Source organism: Streptomyces sp. DH37 (assembly GCF_029813835.1).
Lineage (GTDB): Bacteria > Actinomycetota > Actinomycetes > Streptomycetales > Streptomycetaceae > Streptomyces.
Genome location: NZ_JARVKV010000011.1, coordinates 94,794 through 112,131, shown reverse-complemented (window position 1 = coordinate 112,131; position 17,338 = coordinate 94,794). Strand labels below are relative to the sequence as shown.

Sequence of the window (17,338 nt, the reverse complement as noted above, 5' to 3'; positions counted from 1 at the left end):
CCCGTTCGGGTCATCGCTCTCCGGCGTCACCCCCGCGTCACCCCGGCCCCGTCCTCAGGACCGCCACGGTCCGGTGACGGCGAACGTGGTCCCCGGCTCGTAGCAGTTGACGTACAGGGTGCGCCGGTCGGGCGAGAAGGTGGCGCCCGCGAACTCGCCGTACTCCGGCTCCCGGTCCGTGCCGGTGTTCTGGGCGTTGCGCGCCAGGGCGTAGACCTCGCCGTGGCGGGTGACGCCGTAGACGTGCTGGGCGCCGCCGCCGTCCTCGCACACCATCAGGCCGCCGCCGGGGGCGAGGCAGATGTTGTCCGGCGACTCGCCGGGCGTCTCCACACCGGTGTCCGGGCCGAAGACCACCGCCAGCGTCAGCCGGCGGCCGTCCGGCTCGTACCGCCACACCTGGCCGAAGTGGTCGGCCGCCGAGCCCTCGGAGCTGCGCGCGTAGCTGGAGACGAAGTACACCGCCCCCCGCCCCCGGTGGCTCCCCCAGTAGCAGCCCTCCAGCTTCTGCGCGTGGGTGACGCCGCCGCGGCCGAAGTCCTGGAGGCGGACGGGCGTCTGCCGCGCCAGCGGGTCGGGCACCGGCACCCACTCGACGCCGTCGAAGGAGGCGCCCGGCTCCGTCACGGCCGACAGGTCGGGGACGCCCGGCACCCGCATGGCCTCCAGCCTCCCGCCCGCGCGCAGCGAGTCGAAGCCGCCGCGGGGCCGGTCGGGCAGGAAGCGGTAGAAGAGGCCGAAGGGGTGGTCGAAGGCGTCCTCGGTCTCGTAGACCACGCCGTCGCGCGGGTCGACGGCGACGGCCTCGTGCTGGAAGCGGCCCATCGCGGTGAGCGGTTCGGGGACGGTCCGGTGGCCGGGCCGGAAGCCGACCTCGAAGACGAAGCCGTGGTCCTTGGTGTACCCGTTGGTGCCGGCCCTGTCCTCGGTCTCCTCGCAGGTCAGCCAGGTGCCCCAGGGGGTGGGGCCGCCCGCGCAGTTCACGGCGGTGCCCGCGATGCCCACCCGCTCGTCCAGCACCCGGTCGCTCCCGGAGAGCTCCAGCAGGGTGCAGCCGCCCATGCCCTGCGGGTCGTACGTCAGCCCGCGGACGGCGGGGACGCGGTGCGGGTCGTCGTGGCGGTTCTCGTGGTTGCGGACCAGGCACACGCGCCCGGGGCGCGGTCCGGCCAGGGCCGCCATGCCGTCGTGGCTGCCGGGGACGAGGCCCTGGCCCGAGCGCATGGGTTCGCCCTCACGCGACAGCACCCGGTAGCGGAAACCTTTCGGCAGATCGAGCAGGCCGTCCGGGTCGGGGACCAGCGGGCCGTAGCCGCCCCTCCCGCCGGTGGCGTGGGCGGCGTCCGTCCCGGCGAACAGTTCGGAGAGGGCTCCCGTGAAGGCGATGCCCGCCCCCAGGGCACCGGCACTTCCCAGAATCTGGCGTCGCGTTGCTGACATGGGCAACTCCCTGCTGGCGGACAGGTTGATGACCCGGTTGTGTGTACCACGCTGTCCGGCCGCCGGGAACCAGGCGCGGCCCGCGAGCGGCCCACCGGCGTGCGCCGCGCGACCCTCCTGGTGTAAGGGCCGCCGCTCCCGCCGGCCCGCCGGCCCCCGGTTCCGCCGGCCCCGGTCCCGTCAGTCCCGGGGCCCGTCCCCGGCCAGTTGCCGCGCGTCGCGGGCGAGCGCGGTGAGCCGGGAGATCGCCCGGAAGTACTTCTTGCGGTAGCCGCCCCTCAGCATGTCCTCGCCGAAGAGCCGGTCGAACGGCACGCCGGAGGCCAGCACCGGCACCTCGCGGTCGTAGAGCCGGTCGGCCAGGACGACCAGGCGCAGCGCGGTGGATTGGTCGGGTACGGGCTGGACATCCGTGAGGCAGACCGCCTCCACACCGTCGCACAGCGCGCCGTAGCGGCTGGGGTGCACGCGGGAGAGGTGGTCCAGGAGGGAGGGGAAGTGGTCGAGGGACGCGCCGGGCGTGCGGTGCGCGGCGGCGGTCACCGCGGCGTCGTCGGCGGGCGGCGGTGCCTCGGGCAGGCCGCGGTGGCGGTAGTCCTCGCCGTCGATGCGCAGCGTGCGGAAGTGCGCCGACAGCCCCTGGATCTCCCGCAGGAAGTCGGCGGCGGCGAAACGGCCCTCGCCGAGCTTGCCGGGCAGGGTGTTGGAGGTGGCCGCCAGCGCCACGCCCTCCTCGACCAGGCGGCCCAGCAGGGTGGAGACCAGCACGGTGTCGCCCGGGTCGTCCAGCTCGAACTCGTCGATGCACAGCAGCCGGTGCCCGCCGAGCGTGGCCACCGTCTGCTGGAAGCCGAGCGCGCCCACCAGGTTGGTCAGCTCCACGAACGTGCCGAACGCCTTGCGCTCGGGCGGGGCCTCGGTCGCGTGCCACAGGGAGGCCAGCAGATGGGTCTTGCCGACGCCGTAGCCGCCGTCGAGGTACACGCCGCGCGGTCCGGACGGCGCCGCCTGCCGGCTCCCGCGCCGGAACCAGCGCCGGATGCCGCCCCCGCCCCCGTCGCCGTCCGCCGGCGCCTCGCCGAGCCCGCCCGCGAACTCGCCCAGCACCCTCACGGCCTCGGACTGGCTGGGCTGGGCGGGGTCCGGGATGTAGTTGTCGAAGCGCACCGAGTCGAAGCGCGGCGGCGGCACCATCTCCGCCACCAGCCGGTCGGCGGGGACGTGCGGCTCGCGGGCGCACAGGGACAGCGGAGCGGTCCCGTCGGCTGTCGGACGCTTCGAGGCGGGGTTCTTGGCAGGGGAGGACGACACCCTTATCACTCTACGGGGCGTGGCGAGGCGCGAAACGCGCCGGTGGCACGTGCCACACTGCGCCGTATGCGACGCCTGTTCCCTCCCTTCGCGCACCCCGCAGCACCGACGGTCCCCGGGCGGGAGGAGCCGCCGCCGTCCGCCGACCGCCCGTGGACCCCGGAAGAGCTCGCCGACGCGTACGCCTACCCCGCCGCCGCGGCCGGGGACGCCCCGGAGCCCTGGCTGCGCGCCAACATGGTCGCCTCGCTCGACGGCGCCGCCCACCACGGCGGCCGCTCCCAGCCGCTCTCCTCGGACGCCGACATGCGGATCTTCGGAGTGCTGCGCGCGCTGGCGGACGTCGTGGTCGTCGGTGCCGAAACGGTACGCCAGGAGGGGTACCGGCCGGCCCGCCGCCGCGAGGTGTTCGCCGCCCGGCGCGAGGCCGCCGGACAGGGGCCGGCCCCGGCCGTCGCGGTCGTCAGCGCGAGCCTGGACCTGGACTTCTCCCTGCCGCTGTTCACCGAGCCGCTGGTGCCCACCCTGGTGCTCACCGGAGCCGCGGCCCCGGCCGACCGGCAGGCGGCGGCGCGCGAGGCTGGCGCGGTGGTGGTGCACGCGGGCGAGGGCGCCGGGGTGGACCCGGCCCGGGTGCCGGGCCTGCTGGCCGGACACGGCCACACCAGGCTGCTCACCGAGGGCGGGCCGCGCCTGCTGGGCGGGTTCGCGGCGGCGGGCGTGCTGGACGAGTTGTGCCTGACCGTCTCCCCGCGGATCACCGCGGGCGGCGCCTCCCGGATCCTCGACGGCCCCGGCTTCGAGGTCCCCGTGGAGTACGAACTGCTGTCCGCCTTGGAGGAGGACGGGTTCCTCTTCACGCGCTACCGCCGGCCACGCGAAGCGGTGCGGAAATGACCGGATCTGTTTGTCCGCGCCGACAAGGTGTGACGTGTACAGAATGAGATGCGCAGAGTGAAATGTGCAGCCCCGCAGCAAGGCGGGGCGAGATCGTTTCGGCACGGGTCGCCGACCCGTCAGAAGGAAGGGCACCTGCCGTGTTCACCTCTGTATTGATGATCGAGAAGCCGCTGGTGCCCACCGATGTCGAGCTCGTCACCACTCTGCACGGGGACGAGCCCGTCTCGTTCGTCGTGCTCATGCAGCCGCGCGGCGACCAGGACCGGCTGCTGCGCGCCCTGGACGACGTGGCGCTCGGCGAGCTCGACGACGCCGTCCGCGAGGCCACCGGACAGGGCGAGGAGGACCGGGCCGGCAGCCCGGTCTCGCCGGCCGAGCGGGCGCTGGAGCACTCGCTGGGCGCGCTGCGCGAGGCGGGCGCGGAGGCCGTCGGCCAGATCGTCCAGGACCACCCCCTGGACCTGCTGACCTCGGTGGTGCGGGAGACGGACGCCGACGAGGTGATCGTGCTGACCGCGCCGCACCTGGTGGAGGAGTTCTTCCACCGCGACTGGGCCTCCCGGGCCCGCCACAAGGTCGGCGTCCCGGTGCTCAAGCTGTTCGCGCACGGCGAGTAGCCGCTTCCGGCCCCTTCCGGCCGCCCCCGCCCCGCCCTGCCCCGGTTGCGCCGCGCCCGCCGGCCGCGGGCGCCCGGCCCGCTCGCATAGGCTGGGGCCGCGCGCGGACGGCCCGGCCGCACCGCCGCACGGGGACACCCCGACACACCTCGACACACCTCGACACACAGCTCAGAGCACCTCCGAAAGGACACCGCATGGCGCCCGGCCTGCCGCCCGCGATGGAACGGCCCCACTTCATCGGCATCGGCGGAGCCGGAATGTCCGGTATCGCGAAGATCCTCGCCCAGCGCGGCGCGAAGGTCGCGGGCAGCGACGCCAAGGACTCCGCCACCGCCGAGGCGCTGCGCGCCCTCGGGGCGACGGTCCACATCGGCCACGCCGCCGCCCACCTGGCCGACGACGCCACCGCCGTCGTCGTCTCCAGCGCGATCCGCGACGACAACCCCGAACTGGCCGCCGCCCGCGAGCGCGGCGTGCCCGTCGTGCACCGCTCCGACGCGCTGGCCGCGCTCATGGAGGGCCTGCGCCCCATCGCCGTCGCCGGCACCCACGGCAAGACGACCACCACCTCGATGCTCGCGGTCGCCCTGGACGCGATGGGCCTGGACCCCTCGTACGCCATCGGCGGCGACCTCGACGGCCCCGGCACCAACGCCCGCCACGGCGGCGGCGAGATCTTCGTCGCCGAGGCCGACGAGAGCGACCGCAGCTTCCACAAGTACGCCCCCGAGGTGGCGATCGTCCTCAACGTGGAGCTGGACCACCACGCCAACTACGCCTCGATGGAGGAGATCCACGAGTCGTTCGAGACCTTCGCCGACCGCGTCCGCCCCGGCGGCACCCTGGTGGTCTCCGCCGACCACGACGGCGCCCGCGAGCTGACCGCCCGCGTCCGGGCCCGGACCGCCCGGGGGGCGGGCGGCCCGCGGATCGTCACCTACGGCGAGGCCGACGACGCCGACGTGCGGATCCCCAAGGTCGTCCCGCAGGGCCTGACCAGCGAGGTCACCGTCGTCCTCGGCGGCGCGCAGCACACCTTCGCCGTCTCCGTCCCCGGCCGCCACTACGCCCACAACGCCGTCGCGGCCCTCACCGCCGGGGCGGCACTGGGCGTCCCGGCCGACGCCCTGGCCGCGGCCCTCGCCTCCTACACCGGCGTCAACCGCCGCCTCCAGCCCAAGGGCGAGGCGCGGGGGGTGCGGGTCATCGACTCCTACGCCCACCACCCCACCGAGATGACCGCCGACATCGAGGCCATCCGGGGCGCCGCCGGGGGCGGCCGGGTGCTGGTCCTCTTCCAGCCGCACCTGTTCAGCCGCACCCGGGAGCTGGGCGCCGAGATGGGCCGGGCGCTGGCGCTGGCCGACGCCTCGGTCGTCCTGGACATCTACCCGGCCCGCGAGGACCCGATCCCGGGCGTCACCAGCGCCGTCATCACCGAAGCGGCCCGCGCGGCGGGAGCGCAGACGCGGCCGGAGTCCGACAAGCCGGCGGCCGCGGCCCTGATCGCAGGAATGGCCGAGCCCGGCGATCTCGTTCTCACGATGGGAGCGGGCGACGTCACCGAACTCGGCGCGACGGTGCTGGACCGGCTGGCGGCCCGCCCGGCGAACTGAGGAGGCCACCATGGGTTACGAGATCGACAAGAGCGAGGAGCAGTGGCGGCGGGAGCTCAGCCCCGCCGAGTACCACGTGCTGCGCGAGGCGGGCACGGAGCCGGCCTTCACCGGTGAGTACAACCACACCAAGACCACCGGCGTCTACGCGTGCCGCGCCTGCGGGGCCGAGCTCTTCCGCTCCGACACCAAGTTCGAGTCCCACTGCGGCTGGCCCAGCTTCTTCGACCCGGCCGACTCCTCGGCCGTCGAACTGCTGGAGGACCGCTCCCACGGCATGGTCCGCACCGAGGTGCGCTGCGCGCGCTGCGGCTCCCACCTGGGCCACGTCTTCCGCGGCGAGGGCTACCCGACGCCGACGGACGAGCGCTACTGCATCAACTCCATCTCCCTGAAGCTGGTCCCCGGCGAGGGCTGACGGGTCCGCCGACGGACTCACCCCCGGGCCCGGAGCCGCGCCCTCCGGGCCGCTCCGGGCCCGGGGGAAACCCGCTGGCCCGCCGTACGCGGGCAGGCGGATGATGGCGGCCATGCACCAGACACTGCTGCCCTTCCTGGGCGCCTGCCTGCTGATCGCCGCCTCCCCGGGGCCGAGCACCGTGCTGATCATCCGCCGGTCGCTGGCCGGCCACCGGCACGGCATGGCGACGGTCCTCGGCAACGAGACCGGCGTCTTCGTGTGGGGCGTGGTGGCCGCCTTCGGCCTCACCGCGCTGCTGGCCGCCTCCCAGCTCGCCTACGACGCGCTGCGCCTGGTGGGCGCGGTGGTGCTGGTGGTCTTCGGCGTCCAGGCGCTGCGCGCCGCGCGGCGCACCCGCGGCGCGGCGGTGGCCGCGGAGGGGACGGCCGGGGAGGTCACCGGCCCCGTGCACGAGCCGGCGTGGCGGTCGTACCGGGCCGGCCTCGCCCTCAACCTGGCCAACCCCAAGGCCGCGGTCTTCGCCCTGTCCTTCCTGCCGCAGTTCGTCCCCGCCGGAGCCCCGCAGCTGCCCGCGATGGTGGCGCTGGCCGCGGTGTGGGCGGTCTTCGAGACCGGCTACTACGCCTGCTACGTCTGGGGCGTGGGCCGGATGCGGCGCCTGATCGACCGCGCGGCCGTACGCCGCCGGCTGGAGCAGGTCTCGGGCGGCGTGCTGATAGCCCTGGGCATACGGATGGTGCTGGAGGGCTGACGGCGGCGGCCACCCGCAGCCGCCGCCCGTAGCCTCCACCGCCGCGACCACCCGCCGCCGGGCCCCGCCCTGCCCTGCCCTGCCCCGCCCCGCCCCGCGCGGGGACGCGCTACCGCAGCACCGCCGCCGCGTGCGGGCCCAGCCGCAGCAGGCCGTCGCCCTCCGGCGCCTCGCACTCGCCCCAGGAGGCCAGCTCGGCGGCCGTGTGCACCGACAGGGGGATCTCGGCGGTGCCCTCCCCGGCCAGGTTCACCGCCACGTGCAGCCCGCCGTGGCGCAGGCACAGCCAGCGCCGCTCCTCGTCGTAGGCGACGTGGACGTCCGCCAGCCGCGTGCGGGGCGAGACGTGGGCGCGGCGCAGCGCGATGAGCGCGCGGTGCCAGGCGAGCAGGTCGGCGTGGGGCTCGCGGTGCGGCTCGTCCCAGTCCAGGCAGGAGCGCAGCCGCGTGGCGGGGTCCTGGGGGTCGGGCACGTCCTCCTCCGACCAGCCGTGCGCGGCGAACTCCCGCCGCCGCCCCCGCCGTACCGCCTCGGCCAGCTCCGGGTCCTGGTGGTCGGTGAAGTACTGCCAGGGGGTGCGCGCCCCCCACTCCTCGCCCATGAACAGCATCGGCGTGTACGGCCCGCACAGCACCAGCGCCGCCGCGCAGGCCGCGAGCCCGGGGGAGAGGTGGGAGGCGAGCCGGTCGCCCCGGGCCCGGTTCCCGATCTGGTCGTGGGTCTGGGCGTAGGCCAGGAAGCGGTGCGCCTCGGTGGCGGCGCGGTCCGGGGCGCGGCCGTGGCGGCGGCCCCGGAACGACGAGTAGGTGCCGTCGTGGAAGAACGCGCCGGTCAGCGACTTGGCCAGGGCCGCCAGCGGGGCGCGGGCGAAGTCGGCGTAGTAGCCCTGGGCCTCGCCGGTCAGGGCGGTGTGCAGGGCGTGGTGGATGTCGTCGTCCCACTGGGCGTGGATCCCCAGGCCGTTGGCCTCGCGCGGCGCGGTGGTGCGCGGGTCGTTCCGGTCGGACTCGGCGATCAGGAACAGCGGGCGGCCCAGCTCCTCCGACAGCGCGTCCACGGCCGCCGACAGCTCGGCCAGGAAGTGCTCGGCCCGCTCGTCGATCAGCGCGTGCACCGCGTCCAGCCGCAGCCCGTCCAGCCGGTAGTCGCGCAGGAAGGCCAGCGCGCTGCCGGCGAAGTACGCCCGCACCTCGTCCGAGCCGGGCGCGTCGAGGTTGACCGCCGCTCCCCAGGGGGTGTGGTGGCGCTCGGTGAAGTACGGGCCGAACTCCGGCAGCCGGTTGCCCGACGGGCCCAGGTGGTTGTGCACCACGTCCAGGACCACGCCCAGTCCGTGGCCGTGCGCGGCGTCCACGAAGCGCTTGAGGCCCTCCGGCCCGCCGTACGGCTCGTGCACCGCCCAGGGCGCCACCCCGTCGTAGCCCCAGCCGTGGGTGCCCGGGAAGGGGCTGACCGGCATCAGCTCGATGTGGGTGACGCCCAGGTCGGCCAGGTGGCCCAGCCGCCCGGCCGCTGCCTCGAAGGTGCCGGCCTCGGTGAAGGTGCCGACGTGCAGCTCGTACAGGACCGCGCCCGCCAGATCGCGCCCCTCCCAGTCGTGCCGCCAGACGTACGCCTCCGGGTCCACCACCGCGGCGAGCCCCTCCGGGCCGTCGGGCAGCCGGCGGGCGCGGGGGTCGGGGAGGACGGGCCCGTCGTCGACGGAGAAGCCGTAGCGGGTCCCGTGCCCGGCGGACGCCTCGGTCCGCCACCACCCGTCGCGCTCCGGGTCGCGCTCCATGCGGTGCTCCTCGCCACCCGCGTGCAGCGCGACCCGTCGCGCGTCCGGTGCCCACACCTCGAACAACACTGGAGGTCTCCTTCGGCCGACGGCACGTCAGGGATCCAGCATGCCCGTTCCGGGGCGTTTCAGCGCAGGCAGACGCGGTGCTGCTCCACCGGATACCCGGCGCGGGCGAAGTGGGCGGCCATCGGCGCGTTGGTGACGTCGGTCGCCGCCACGATGCTCTCCGCCCCCTCGGCGGCCAGCTGGTGGGTGCACTCGGCCAGCAGGTCGTAGGCGTACCCGTGGCCGCGCTGCCCGGGCAGCACCCCGACGAACCCCACGCAGGGGCCGGCCGGGATGAGCACCGGCACGTGGAGGCCGACCGGCGCGCCCTCCGGCGTGTACGCCAGCCGCCACCAGGAGCGCGGCGAGGAGCACCAGCGGAAGTACTCCAGCTCCTCGCGGGCCGCCCGCTCCACGCCGCCCCCGGCGATCGCCAGACGGGCGTGGGCGTCCAGGGTGGCGGAGTGGACGCGGCGCAGTACGTCCAGGACGGCCTCCTCGCCCTCGCCGCCGTCCGGCACCGGGCGGAACTCCAGCCGTCCGGGCCGCTCGGGCAGGCCGCACTCCGGGGTCCAGGTGTAGCGCAGGCGCTCCACCACGAACGTGTAGCCGGCCGCCTCCGCGGCCTCGACGCGGGCCTCGGCGGCGGCCCGCACGCCGCTTTGCCGCCGCCAGTCCGGCGGCAGCATCAGCTCGTAGCCGACGCGCCACGGCAGGCGCCGCAGCAGTTCCACGGCGGCGGCGCGGTCGGTGAAGTCGAACCAGTCGAGCACGACCGGCTCGGTGTCGCCGGGCGCGCCGAAGAACGCGGCGCGCGCGACGACGACGCCGCCGCGCAGGGCCACCCACGTCCACTCGGGGCGGTACACGCCCCCCGTGGCGGCGGTGGCGTACGGCCGGCCCGTCAGCGGCGGGCCCAGCAGGGCGGAGGCGGGGTCGTGCAGGGAGGTGAACAGCTCGCGCGCCTCGTGTTCGGCGAGCGCGCGGACGACCAGGGAGGTCGAGGTCATGGGAGTCCTCCGGGACGGTGCGGACGCCGCCGCGCTCCCGGCCGGGATCCGTCGGGACTCCGTCAAGACTCCGTCGGGACTCTGTCAGGATCCGTCGAGGCCCCGTCGAGATCCGGTCGGAACCCTCTCAGAAGAGGAACGCCCGGTGGACGGGGCGGGAGCGCGCGGCGGTACGGACGTGTCTGCGGATGCGCAGGGTCTGCACGGCTCTCACCTCCCCTCCCGTGCCCCTCCCGTGCTCTCTCGTGCTCTCTCGTGCCGTTCGGGGGCGTGACCGGCACGCTATCGGGCGGGACACGGCGCGTCCACGGCTTTTCCGGCCCGCGTCCGGCGGACGCGGCGCCCCCGCCCGGCCCAGGCTGGACAGCCCCGGTCCGGGTCCGGACAATGACTGCTCATGGCATCTCTGGAGTTCCGGGCGGTCCCGCCGCGTCCGTCGGACGAGGACCGGGAGCGCGCCATGGAGGTGCTGCGCGACAGCGCCGCCGAGGGCCGGGTGTCGCACCAGACGTTCGAGCGCCGGATGGAGCTGATCCTCACCGCCCGCCGCTCCGACGAGATCGAGGCCGCGGTGCACGACCTGCGCCCCCGACCGCCCGACCCCCTGCTCATCAGGGCCGTCGGCGCGGTCTCGGCGCTGCCGGGGAGGCTGCGGCGGGCCTGGCAGACGGCCCGGCTGCCGGAGCTGATGCTGCCCGCGCCCGGCCCGTACCCGATGAGCATCGGCCGCGCGCCCGGCTCGGTGCTGCGGCTGAACGACGAGACGGTGTCCCGGGCGCACGCCCAGCTGCACAGCTCGGCGCGGGGGTGGGTGCTGCGCGACCTGGGGTCGTCCAACGGCACCTGGGTCAACGGCCGCCGGGTGACCGGATCGGTGGGCGTGCGCCCGGGGGACCACGTGCGGTTCGGACGGGTCAGCTTCCGCCTCAGCGGCCGCTGAGGCGCCCTCACCGCCCGGCGCTCCGCCGCCCCCTCGGCGCCTCCCGGCCCCCGTGCCGCCGTTTCAGGACCGCACCAGCAGCGCCACCGGGCGCTCGGCCAGCAGCTCCGCCGTCCGCACGCCGCCCTCCGCCTCCCGGCCGCCCAGCAGCTCCCGCCACCGCCCCGGAGGCAGCTCCAGGACGGTCTCCCGCCAGCCGCCCGCCTCAGCCAGCCGCAGCGAGAGCCGGGTGGCGACGGCGACGACCGAGCCCGAGCGCGCGTACGCCACGCAGTGCCCGGCCGCCGGACCCGCGGCCCGCAGCGGCTCGTACGACGCCGCCGCGCCGAACCACTCCGGGTGCTCCCGCCGCAGCCGCAGGGCGGCCTCGGTCAGGCGCAGCTTCTCCTCCGACAGGGCCGCCGGCAGCCCGGCGGCCGCCTCCTCCTCCGCGTCGGCGGACTCCGGCGCGCCCGGCCGGAAGGGCGGGAACTCCGGCAGCCGCCGGTTGTCGGGGTCGACCAGCGCGGCGTACACCCGCTCGGTGCCCATGTAGAGGTCCGGTACGCCCGGCATGGTCAGGTGCAGCAGCGCCGCGCCGAGCACGTTGGCCCGCACCGGCTCCGCCAGCCCCCGCGCGAACTCCGCCACCGCGTACAGCGGCGGCCCGCTCGGCCCCGCCACCGCGAAGCGCTCGACGGCCTCCTCGTACGCCGCGTCCTGCTCGGTCCACGTCGTGCGCAGCCCCGCCTCGCGCACGGCCTTCAGCAGCGCGGGCACCAGCCGCTCCTGGTACGGGAAGCCCATGCCGTACGCCGTCTGCCACGCCACCCACGCCACATGGCGGTCCGGGGCCTCCACGCCGGACGTGCGCAGCGTCTCCTCCGTCACCCGCCCCAGCAGCTCCGCCCACCGCCCGGGGCACTCGCTCAGCACCGCCAGCGCCGCCCGGACGTCCGCGCTGCGCTTGGTGTCGTGCGTGGACAGCACGGTGCCGGTGGCCGGCCAGTCGCGCTGGAGGCGGGCGCAGTACGCGTGGAACTCCTCCGGCGAGACCTGCGGACGGCCCGGATCCCCGCCCACCTCGGCGGCCGACAGCAGCGGCGCGTAGCGGTAGAAGGCGGTGTCCTCCTCGGACTTGGCCCGCAGCGCGGCGCTGACCTGCGCGAACCGCGCGCAGAAGTCCCGCTGCGCCTCCCCGTCGCCCAACTGCCCCAGCGCCAGGTCCCGCACCACGTCCACCGACGCGGCCTCCTCCGGCACGGCGAACGCCGCCCGCGCGCCCTCGGCCGCCTCCTCCAGCATCGCCCGGTCCTCCGCGCCCACCGGGCCGCCCGCGGTGACGTACGGCCGGTACACCGGTACCCGCACCAGCACCTCCTCGATCGCGGTGCGCAGCGCCCAGGGCGCGTGGTCGCGCAGCGCCAGGCCCGGGGCCGACCCGCACACGGCGGCGGCGGTGCGGGTCAGCCGCTCGACCTCGGCGGCCAGGTCGTGGGAGACGACCTCCCGCGCGGCCCGCCGCACGGTCGGCTCCCACGCGCCGCCCAGGTCGGCCCCGGCGCCGGTGAAGTCCCGGTAGACGGCGTTCAGCTCCTCCAGCCCCGCCGGGTCGACGAAGAGGCCGTCGATCCGGTGCAGCGCGTCGTAGCCGGTGGTCCCGGCGACCGGCCAGGACACCGGCAGCCGCTCGTCGGGGCCGAGGATCTTCTCCACCACCGTCCAGGCGCCGCCGGTCTCCCCGCCCAGCCGCAGCAGGTACGCGCCCGGGTCGGCCAGCCCGTCCGGGTGGTCGATCCGCAGGCCCTGGACGAGGCCCTCGCGCACCAGCCGCAGCACGCACGCGTGGGTGGCGGCGAAGACCTCCGGGTCCTCCACGCGTACGCCGATCAGGTCGGAGACGGTGAAGAACCGCCGGTAGTTCAGCTCGGTGCGGGCCAGCCGCCACCAGGCGAGCCGGTAGTGCTGGGCGTCCAGCAGCTCGGGCAGCGGCAGGTGCTCGGTGCCCTCGCGCAGGGGGAAGCGGTGGTCGTGGTAGGTCAGGACGCCGCCCTTGACCGACAGCGCCCCCAGCTCGTCACCCAGCCGCCCGCCGAGCACCGGCAGCAGCACCCGGCCGTCCCCGGCGTCCCAGTCGATGTCGAACCAGCGCGCGTACGGCGACGCGCGGCCCTCGCGCAGCACCTCCCACAGCGCCTCGTTGAGCCGTTCGGGGGCCGGCACGCCCATGTGGTTGGGCACGATGTCGACGACGATCCCCATCCCGTGCTCCCGCGCGGCGCGCGACAGCGACCGCAGCCCCTCCTCGCCGCCCAGCTCCTCGCGCACCCGGGCGTGCCCGGTCACGTCGTAGCCGTGGGCGGAGCCGGGCGCGGCCTCCAGCACCGGGGACAGGTGCAGGTGGGACACGCCGAGCGAGGCCAGGTACGGCACCGCCCTCTCGGCCGCGGCGAACGGGAAGCCGGGCTGGAGCTGGAGCCGGTAGGTGGCGGTGGGCACGGCCGGCGGAGCCGGTGCGGGGGAGGGCTGAGGGGACATGTGGTGCATCTTCCCGGCAGGCGCCCGCCGAACCCGCCGCCTGTCGGGCGACCCCTTCGTCCGGGGTTCGTCCGGGGTCTGCCCGGAACCCGCCCGGGGTCTGCCCGGAACCCGCCCGGATTCCGGGGCCCGCCCGGAATCCGAGCGGGTCCGCTCAGGGGACACCCGGCAGGCCGGTCACGCCGGGCGCTGGAGCACGGTCAGGCTCCGGTCGACCAGGGTGATCCGGGCGCCCGCCTTCACCTTGGGCCCGGTGCCCGGCGGCACCCCGTCCTCCCGCGAGGTGTCCACCACGACCTGCCACTCCCTGCCGTGGTCCACCGGCACCGTGAACTCGCGCGGGGTGGACTGCGCGTTGAACATCAGCAGGAAGGAGTCGTCGGAGATCCGCTCGCCGCGCTCGCCGGGCTCGGAGATCGCGTTGCCGTTGAGGAACACCGTCAGCGCCCTGGCCTGCGCCTCCTGCCAGTCCCGCTGGGTCATCTCCTCGCCCTCCGGCGTGAACCAGGCGATGTCCGACAGCTCGTCGTGCGTGCCCTCCACCGGCCGCCCGTGGAAGAAGCGCCGCCGCCGGAAGGCGGGGTGGTCGCGCCGCAGCCCCACCATCGCCTGCACGAACTCGCACAGCGGATGCGTGTCGCCGGACTTCGGCCAGTGCACCCACGACAGCTCGCTGTCCTGGCAGTAGGCGTTGTTGTTGCCCTTCTGGGTGCGGGCGAACTCGTCGCCGTGGGAGAGCATCGGCACGCCCTGGGAGAGCAGCAGCGTGGCGATGAAGTTGCGCATCTGCCGGCCGCGCAGGGCGAGCACGTCCTCGTCGTCGGTCTCGCCCTCCGCCCCGCAGTTCCACGAGCGGTTGTGGCTCTCGCCGTCCCGGTTGTCCTCGCCGTTGGCCTCGTTGTGCTTCTCGTTGTACGACACCAGGTCGTGCAGGGTGAAGCCGTCGTGGCAGGTCACGAAGTTGATCGAGGCCAGCGGGCGCCGCCCGTCGTCCTGGTACAGGTCGGAGGAGCCGGTCAGCCGGGACGCGAACTCCGCCAGGGTGCGCGGCTCGCCCCGCCACAGGTCCCGCACGGTGTCGCGGTAGCGGCCGTTCCACTCCGTCCACAGCGGGGGGAAGTTCCCCACCTGGTAGCCGCCCTCGCCCACGTCCCACGGCTCGGCGATCAGCTTCACCTGGCTGACCACCGGGTCCTGCTGCACCAGGTCGAAGAACGACGACAGCCGGTCCACCTCGTGGAACTGGCGGGCCAGCGTCGCCGCCAGGTCGAAGCGGAAGCCGTCCACGTGCATCTCGGTGACCCAGTAGCGCAGCGAGTCCATGATCAGCTGGAGGACGTGCGGGGAGCGCATCAGCAGCGAGTTGCCGGTGCCGGTGGTGTCCATGTAGTACCGCGGGTCGTCCGTCAGCCGGTAGTACGAGGCGTTGTCCAGACCCCGGAAGGAGAGGGTCGGCCCCAGGTGGTTGCCCTCGGCCGTGTGGTTGTAGACCACGTCGAGGATCACCTCGATCCCGGCCTGGTGCAGCGCCTTGACCGCCTGCTTGAACTCCAGCACCTGCTGGCCCCGGTCGCCCCAGGAGGCGTACGCGTTGTGCGGGGCGAAGAAGCCGATGGTGTTGTAGCCCCAGTAGTTCGCCAGCCCGGCGTCGGCCAGCCGGTGGTCGGTGACGAACTGGTGGACCGGCATCAGCTCCAGCGCGGTGACGCCCAGCTTCGTCAGGTGCTCGATGATCGCCGGGTGGCCCAGCGCCGCGTAGGTGCCGCGCAGGTCCTCCGGCAGGTCCGGATGGAGCATGGTCAGGCCCTTGACGTGGGCCTCGTAGATCACCGTCTGGTGGTAGTCCGTGCGCGGCGGCCGGTCGTCGCCCCAGTCGAAGTACGGGTTGACCACCACCGACGCCATGGTGTGCGGCGCGGAGTCCAGGTCGTTGCGCCGTTCGGGTTCGTCGAAGTGGTACCCGTAGACGGCCTCGTCCCAGTCGATGGCGCCGCTCATCGCCCTGGCGTAGGGGTCGAGCAGCAGCTTGGCGCTGTTGCACCGCTTGCCGTTCTCCGGCTCGTACGGCCCGTGCACGCGGAAGCCGTAGCGCTGGCCGGGCATGACGCCCGGCAGATAGGCGTGCCGCACGAACGCGTCGGACTCGCGCAGCTCGATCGCCGTCTCCGACCCGTCGTCGTGCAGCAGACACAGCTCGATGCGCTCCGCCGCCTCCGAGAACACGGCGAAGTTCGTTCCGGCGCCGTCGTACGTGGCGCCGAGGGGATAAGCCCGTCCAGGCCAGACCTGCATGTCGACTCTTCCTGTCGCGGTCTCTACCCGTTACCCGTTTTCGCTTCGCTGCATCCTCGCGCAGGACGTGCTCGGGACGTGCGCAGGACATGCGCGGGAGGCGCGAGGGACGCACGAGGAACGTACGGGGGGCGCACGGGGGACGGACGCAGGACGCACGAGGAAGATCGCGGGGGACGTACGAGGGACACGCGGGAAACGCACGCGGAACGCACGAGGAACACGGCCGCCGGACGAGCACGCCGTCCACCTTCCCCCGGACGAGCGTACGGGCAAAGGAACTTGGTGGCGGGATACTGCTGCGATCCCTCCCGGGAGGGCAGTAGGCTCCTTGATCGAACAGCGGGTCCGGAAGGCGGTGCGCAGGTGAGCTCGGGAGGGCTTGAGCTCCCCCCAGGTGACGGGGGCGGCGAGAGCGGTGCCACCGACGCGCCCGGAGGAGTGCCGCCCGGCACGGTCTCCCTGGCACGCCCGATGGAGATCGGCGCCGACCTGGCCTGGGGCGCCGAGGAGTGGGCCGAGGTCCGCCTGCGGGCGCAGCGGGCGGGGCGGGCGTACATCTGGCTCAACCTCGTCGAGCAGCGGCTGCGCGCGGTGGTCGCGGCGGTGCTGCGGCCGATCTACGAGCCGGTGCACGGCGAGGAGTGGGTCGTGGCGGCGGCCGGGCCGGCCGGGCAGGAGTGGGTCCAGCGGGCCGCCGCCGTACGCGAGGTCAGCCGCCGCAAGGGCTATCTGCTCGACCCGGCCGACGACACCCTGCTGTCCTTCCTCACCCTGCCGCAGCTGCGCGAGCTGGTGGTGCAGCACTGGCCCTGCTTCGAGCCCTACTTCGACGGGCGGCGCGAGCTGGAGCTGGCCCTGGACGAGCTGGAGGTGGCCCGCAGCGCGGTGGCGCGCAACCGCGCGCTGTCCCCGGCCGTCCTCGCCCAGGCCGAGCGGATCTCGGCCCGGCTGCTGGACCTGCTGGGCGCCGGGCGGAGCGTCCCCTCCGCCCACCGGCTGCCGATGGACGCGGTGGAGGAGCTGGTCGGCGACCGCTTCGCCGACGTCGTCGGCGTCCACCCGGACCGGGTGCGCCTCCAGCGGCAGCTCCCGGCCGAGGACCTGTTCGGCGGAGCGCGCCGGCTGGACGCCATCGGCATAGGCCTGAACCTGCTGGTCCAGAACTACTCCGGCCGCCGCCTGGTGCGGCTGGCCGAGTCCGGCTGCCGGGCGCGGCTGCTCTTCCTCAACCCGGCCAGCAGCGCGGTGCGCCGCCGGGAGCGGGAGCTGGGGCTGAAGAAGGGCGAGCTGAGCCGTTCGGTGGAGATGAACATCCTCCACATGCGCCGGGTCCGCTCCCGGCTGCGCGACGCCGACGCCTTCCAGATCCACGTCTTCGACGAGACCCCGCGCTTCACCGCCTACCTCGTCGACGGCGACGGCCCCGACGGCATCGCGGTGGTCCAGTCGTACCTGCGCCGGATCCGCGGCATGGAGGCGCCCGTCCTCGTGCTGCGCGGCGGCGGCCGGGACATCGTTCACGGGGGTGCCCAGGGGGGCGCCCGCGGCGGGGGCCGGGCGGACGAGGGCGGCGAGGGCGGGCTGTTCCACGTCTACCGCGAGGAGTTCGAGTCGGTCTGGACGGACTCCCGGCCGGTGTCCTGAGCGCCGCCGGCGGACGCCGTGGGAACGACGTAGGACGTCCTGGGG

13 protein-coding genes are annotated in these 17,338 nt (G+C 74.9%); 7 read left to right on the top strand and 6 right to left on the bottom strand.

The genetic code is table 11. The annotated features are described in order from the left end of the window. Positions 1-54: 54 nt before the first annotated feature. Both QC029_RS08985 and zapE read right to left on the bottom strand, forming a co-directional pair. On the bottom strand, positions 55-1,440 hold the full coding sequence (locus QC029_RS08985) for an alkaline phosphatase PhoX (protein ID WP_279554972.1): 1,386 nt from the start codon (positions 1,438-1,440) through the stop codon (positions 55-57). A 180-nt stretch (positions 1,441-1,620) separates the two neighbouring features. Beyond that, positions 1,621-2,751 carry a cell division protein ZapE gene (zapE, locus tag QC029_RS08980; RefSeq protein ID WP_279554971.1) on the bottom strand — a complete coding sequence of 377 codons (1,131 nt, stop codon included), beginning with the start codon at positions 2,749-2,751 and terminating at the stop codon, positions 1,621-1,623. Between the two features lie 66 nt (positions 2,752-2,817). Between zapE and QC029_RS08975 the strand changes: the two genes are divergently transcribed. From QC029_RS08975 to QC029_RS08955, 5 genes are all read left to right on the top strand, one after another. Next, the gene (locus QC029_RS08975) at positions 2,818-3,648 is read left to right on the top strand and encodes a pyrimidine reductase family protein (RefSeq protein WP_279554970.1); all 831 of its coding nucleotides are present in this window, start codon (positions 2,818-2,820) and stop codon (positions 3,646-3,648) included. Between the two features lie 140 nt (positions 3,649-3,788). Beyond that, a complete protein-coding gene (locus tag QC029_RS08970) occupies positions 3,789-4,268 on the top strand; it encodes an indole-3-glycerol phosphate synthase (RefSeq protein WP_279554969.1) in 480 nt (159 codons plus the stop codon). A 197-nt stretch (positions 4,269-4,465) separates the two neighbouring features. Further along, on the top strand, positions 4,466-5,887 hold the full coding sequence (gene murC / locus QC029_RS08965) for a UDP-N-acetylmuramate--L-alanine ligase (RefSeq protein WP_279554968.1): 1,422 nt from the start codon (positions 4,466-4,468) through the stop codon (positions 5,885-5,887). Between the two features lie 10 nt (positions 5,888-5,897). Then, positions 5,898-6,305 carry a peptide-methionine (R)-S-oxide reductase MsrB gene (gene msrB / locus QC029_RS08960; protein ID WP_279554967.1) on the top strand — a complete coding sequence of 136 codons (408 nt, stop codon included), beginning with the start codon at positions 5,898-5,900 and terminating at the stop codon, positions 6,303-6,305. Between the two features lie 112 nt (positions 6,306-6,417). Next, positions 6,418-7,059 carry a LysE family translocator gene (locus QC029_RS08955; RefSeq protein WP_279554966.1) on the top strand — a complete coding sequence of 214 codons (642 nt, stop codon included), beginning with the start codon at positions 6,418-6,420 and terminating at the stop codon, positions 7,057-7,059. 109 nt (positions 7,060-7,168) lie between these two features. Here QC029_RS08955 and treZ read toward each other — a convergent pair whose 3' ends face one another. Beyond that, complete coding sequence (gene treZ / locus QC029_RS08950) at positions 7,169-8,908, bottom strand: malto-oligosyltrehalose trehalohydrolase (protein ID WP_279554965.1); 1,740 nt, start codon at positions 8,906-8,908, stop codon at positions 7,169-7,171. Positions 8,909-8,967: 59 nt separating this feature from the next. After that, positions 8,968-9,897 (bottom strand): GNAT family N-acetyltransferase, encoded by a 930-nt coding sequence (locus QC029_RS08945; protein ID WP_279554964.1) that lies wholly within the window; start codon positions 9,895-9,897, stop codon positions 8,968-8,970. A 397-nt stretch (positions 9,898-10,294) separates the two neighbouring features. Between QC029_RS08945 and QC029_RS08940 the strand changes: the two genes are divergently transcribed. Continuing rightward, positions 10,295-10,837 carry a DUF1707 and FHA domain-containing protein gene (locus QC029_RS08940; RefSeq protein ID WP_279554963.1) on the top strand — a complete coding sequence of 181 codons (543 nt, stop codon included), beginning with the start codon at positions 10,295-10,297 and terminating at the stop codon, positions 10,835-10,837. A gap of 63 nt (positions 10,838-10,900) precedes the next feature. Here the strand turns inward: QC029_RS08940 and treY are convergent, their stop codons facing one another. Further along, complete coding sequence (gene treY / locus QC029_RS08935; protein WP_279554962.1) at positions 10,901-13,354, bottom strand: malto-oligosyltrehalose synthase; 2,454 nt, start codon at positions 13,352-13,354, stop codon at positions 10,901-10,903. A 177-nt stretch (positions 13,355-13,531) separates the two neighbouring features. After that, positions 13,532-15,646 (bottom strand): glycogen debranching protein GlgX, encoded by a 2,115-nt coding sequence (gene glgX, locus QC029_RS08930; protein ID WP_279554961.1) that lies wholly within the window; start codon positions 15,644-15,646, stop codon positions 13,532-13,534. Positions 15,647-16,012: 366 nt separating this feature from the next. Here glgX and QC029_RS08925 point away from each other — a divergent pair, with 366 nt between their 5' ends. Further along, positions 16,013-17,293, top strand: coding sequence for an SAV2148 family HEPN domain-containing protein (locus QC029_RS08925; RefSeq protein ID WP_279554960.1), 1,281 nt, complete (start codon positions 16,013-16,015; stop codon positions 17,291-17,293). Positions 17,294-17,338 lie beyond the last annotated feature (45 nt).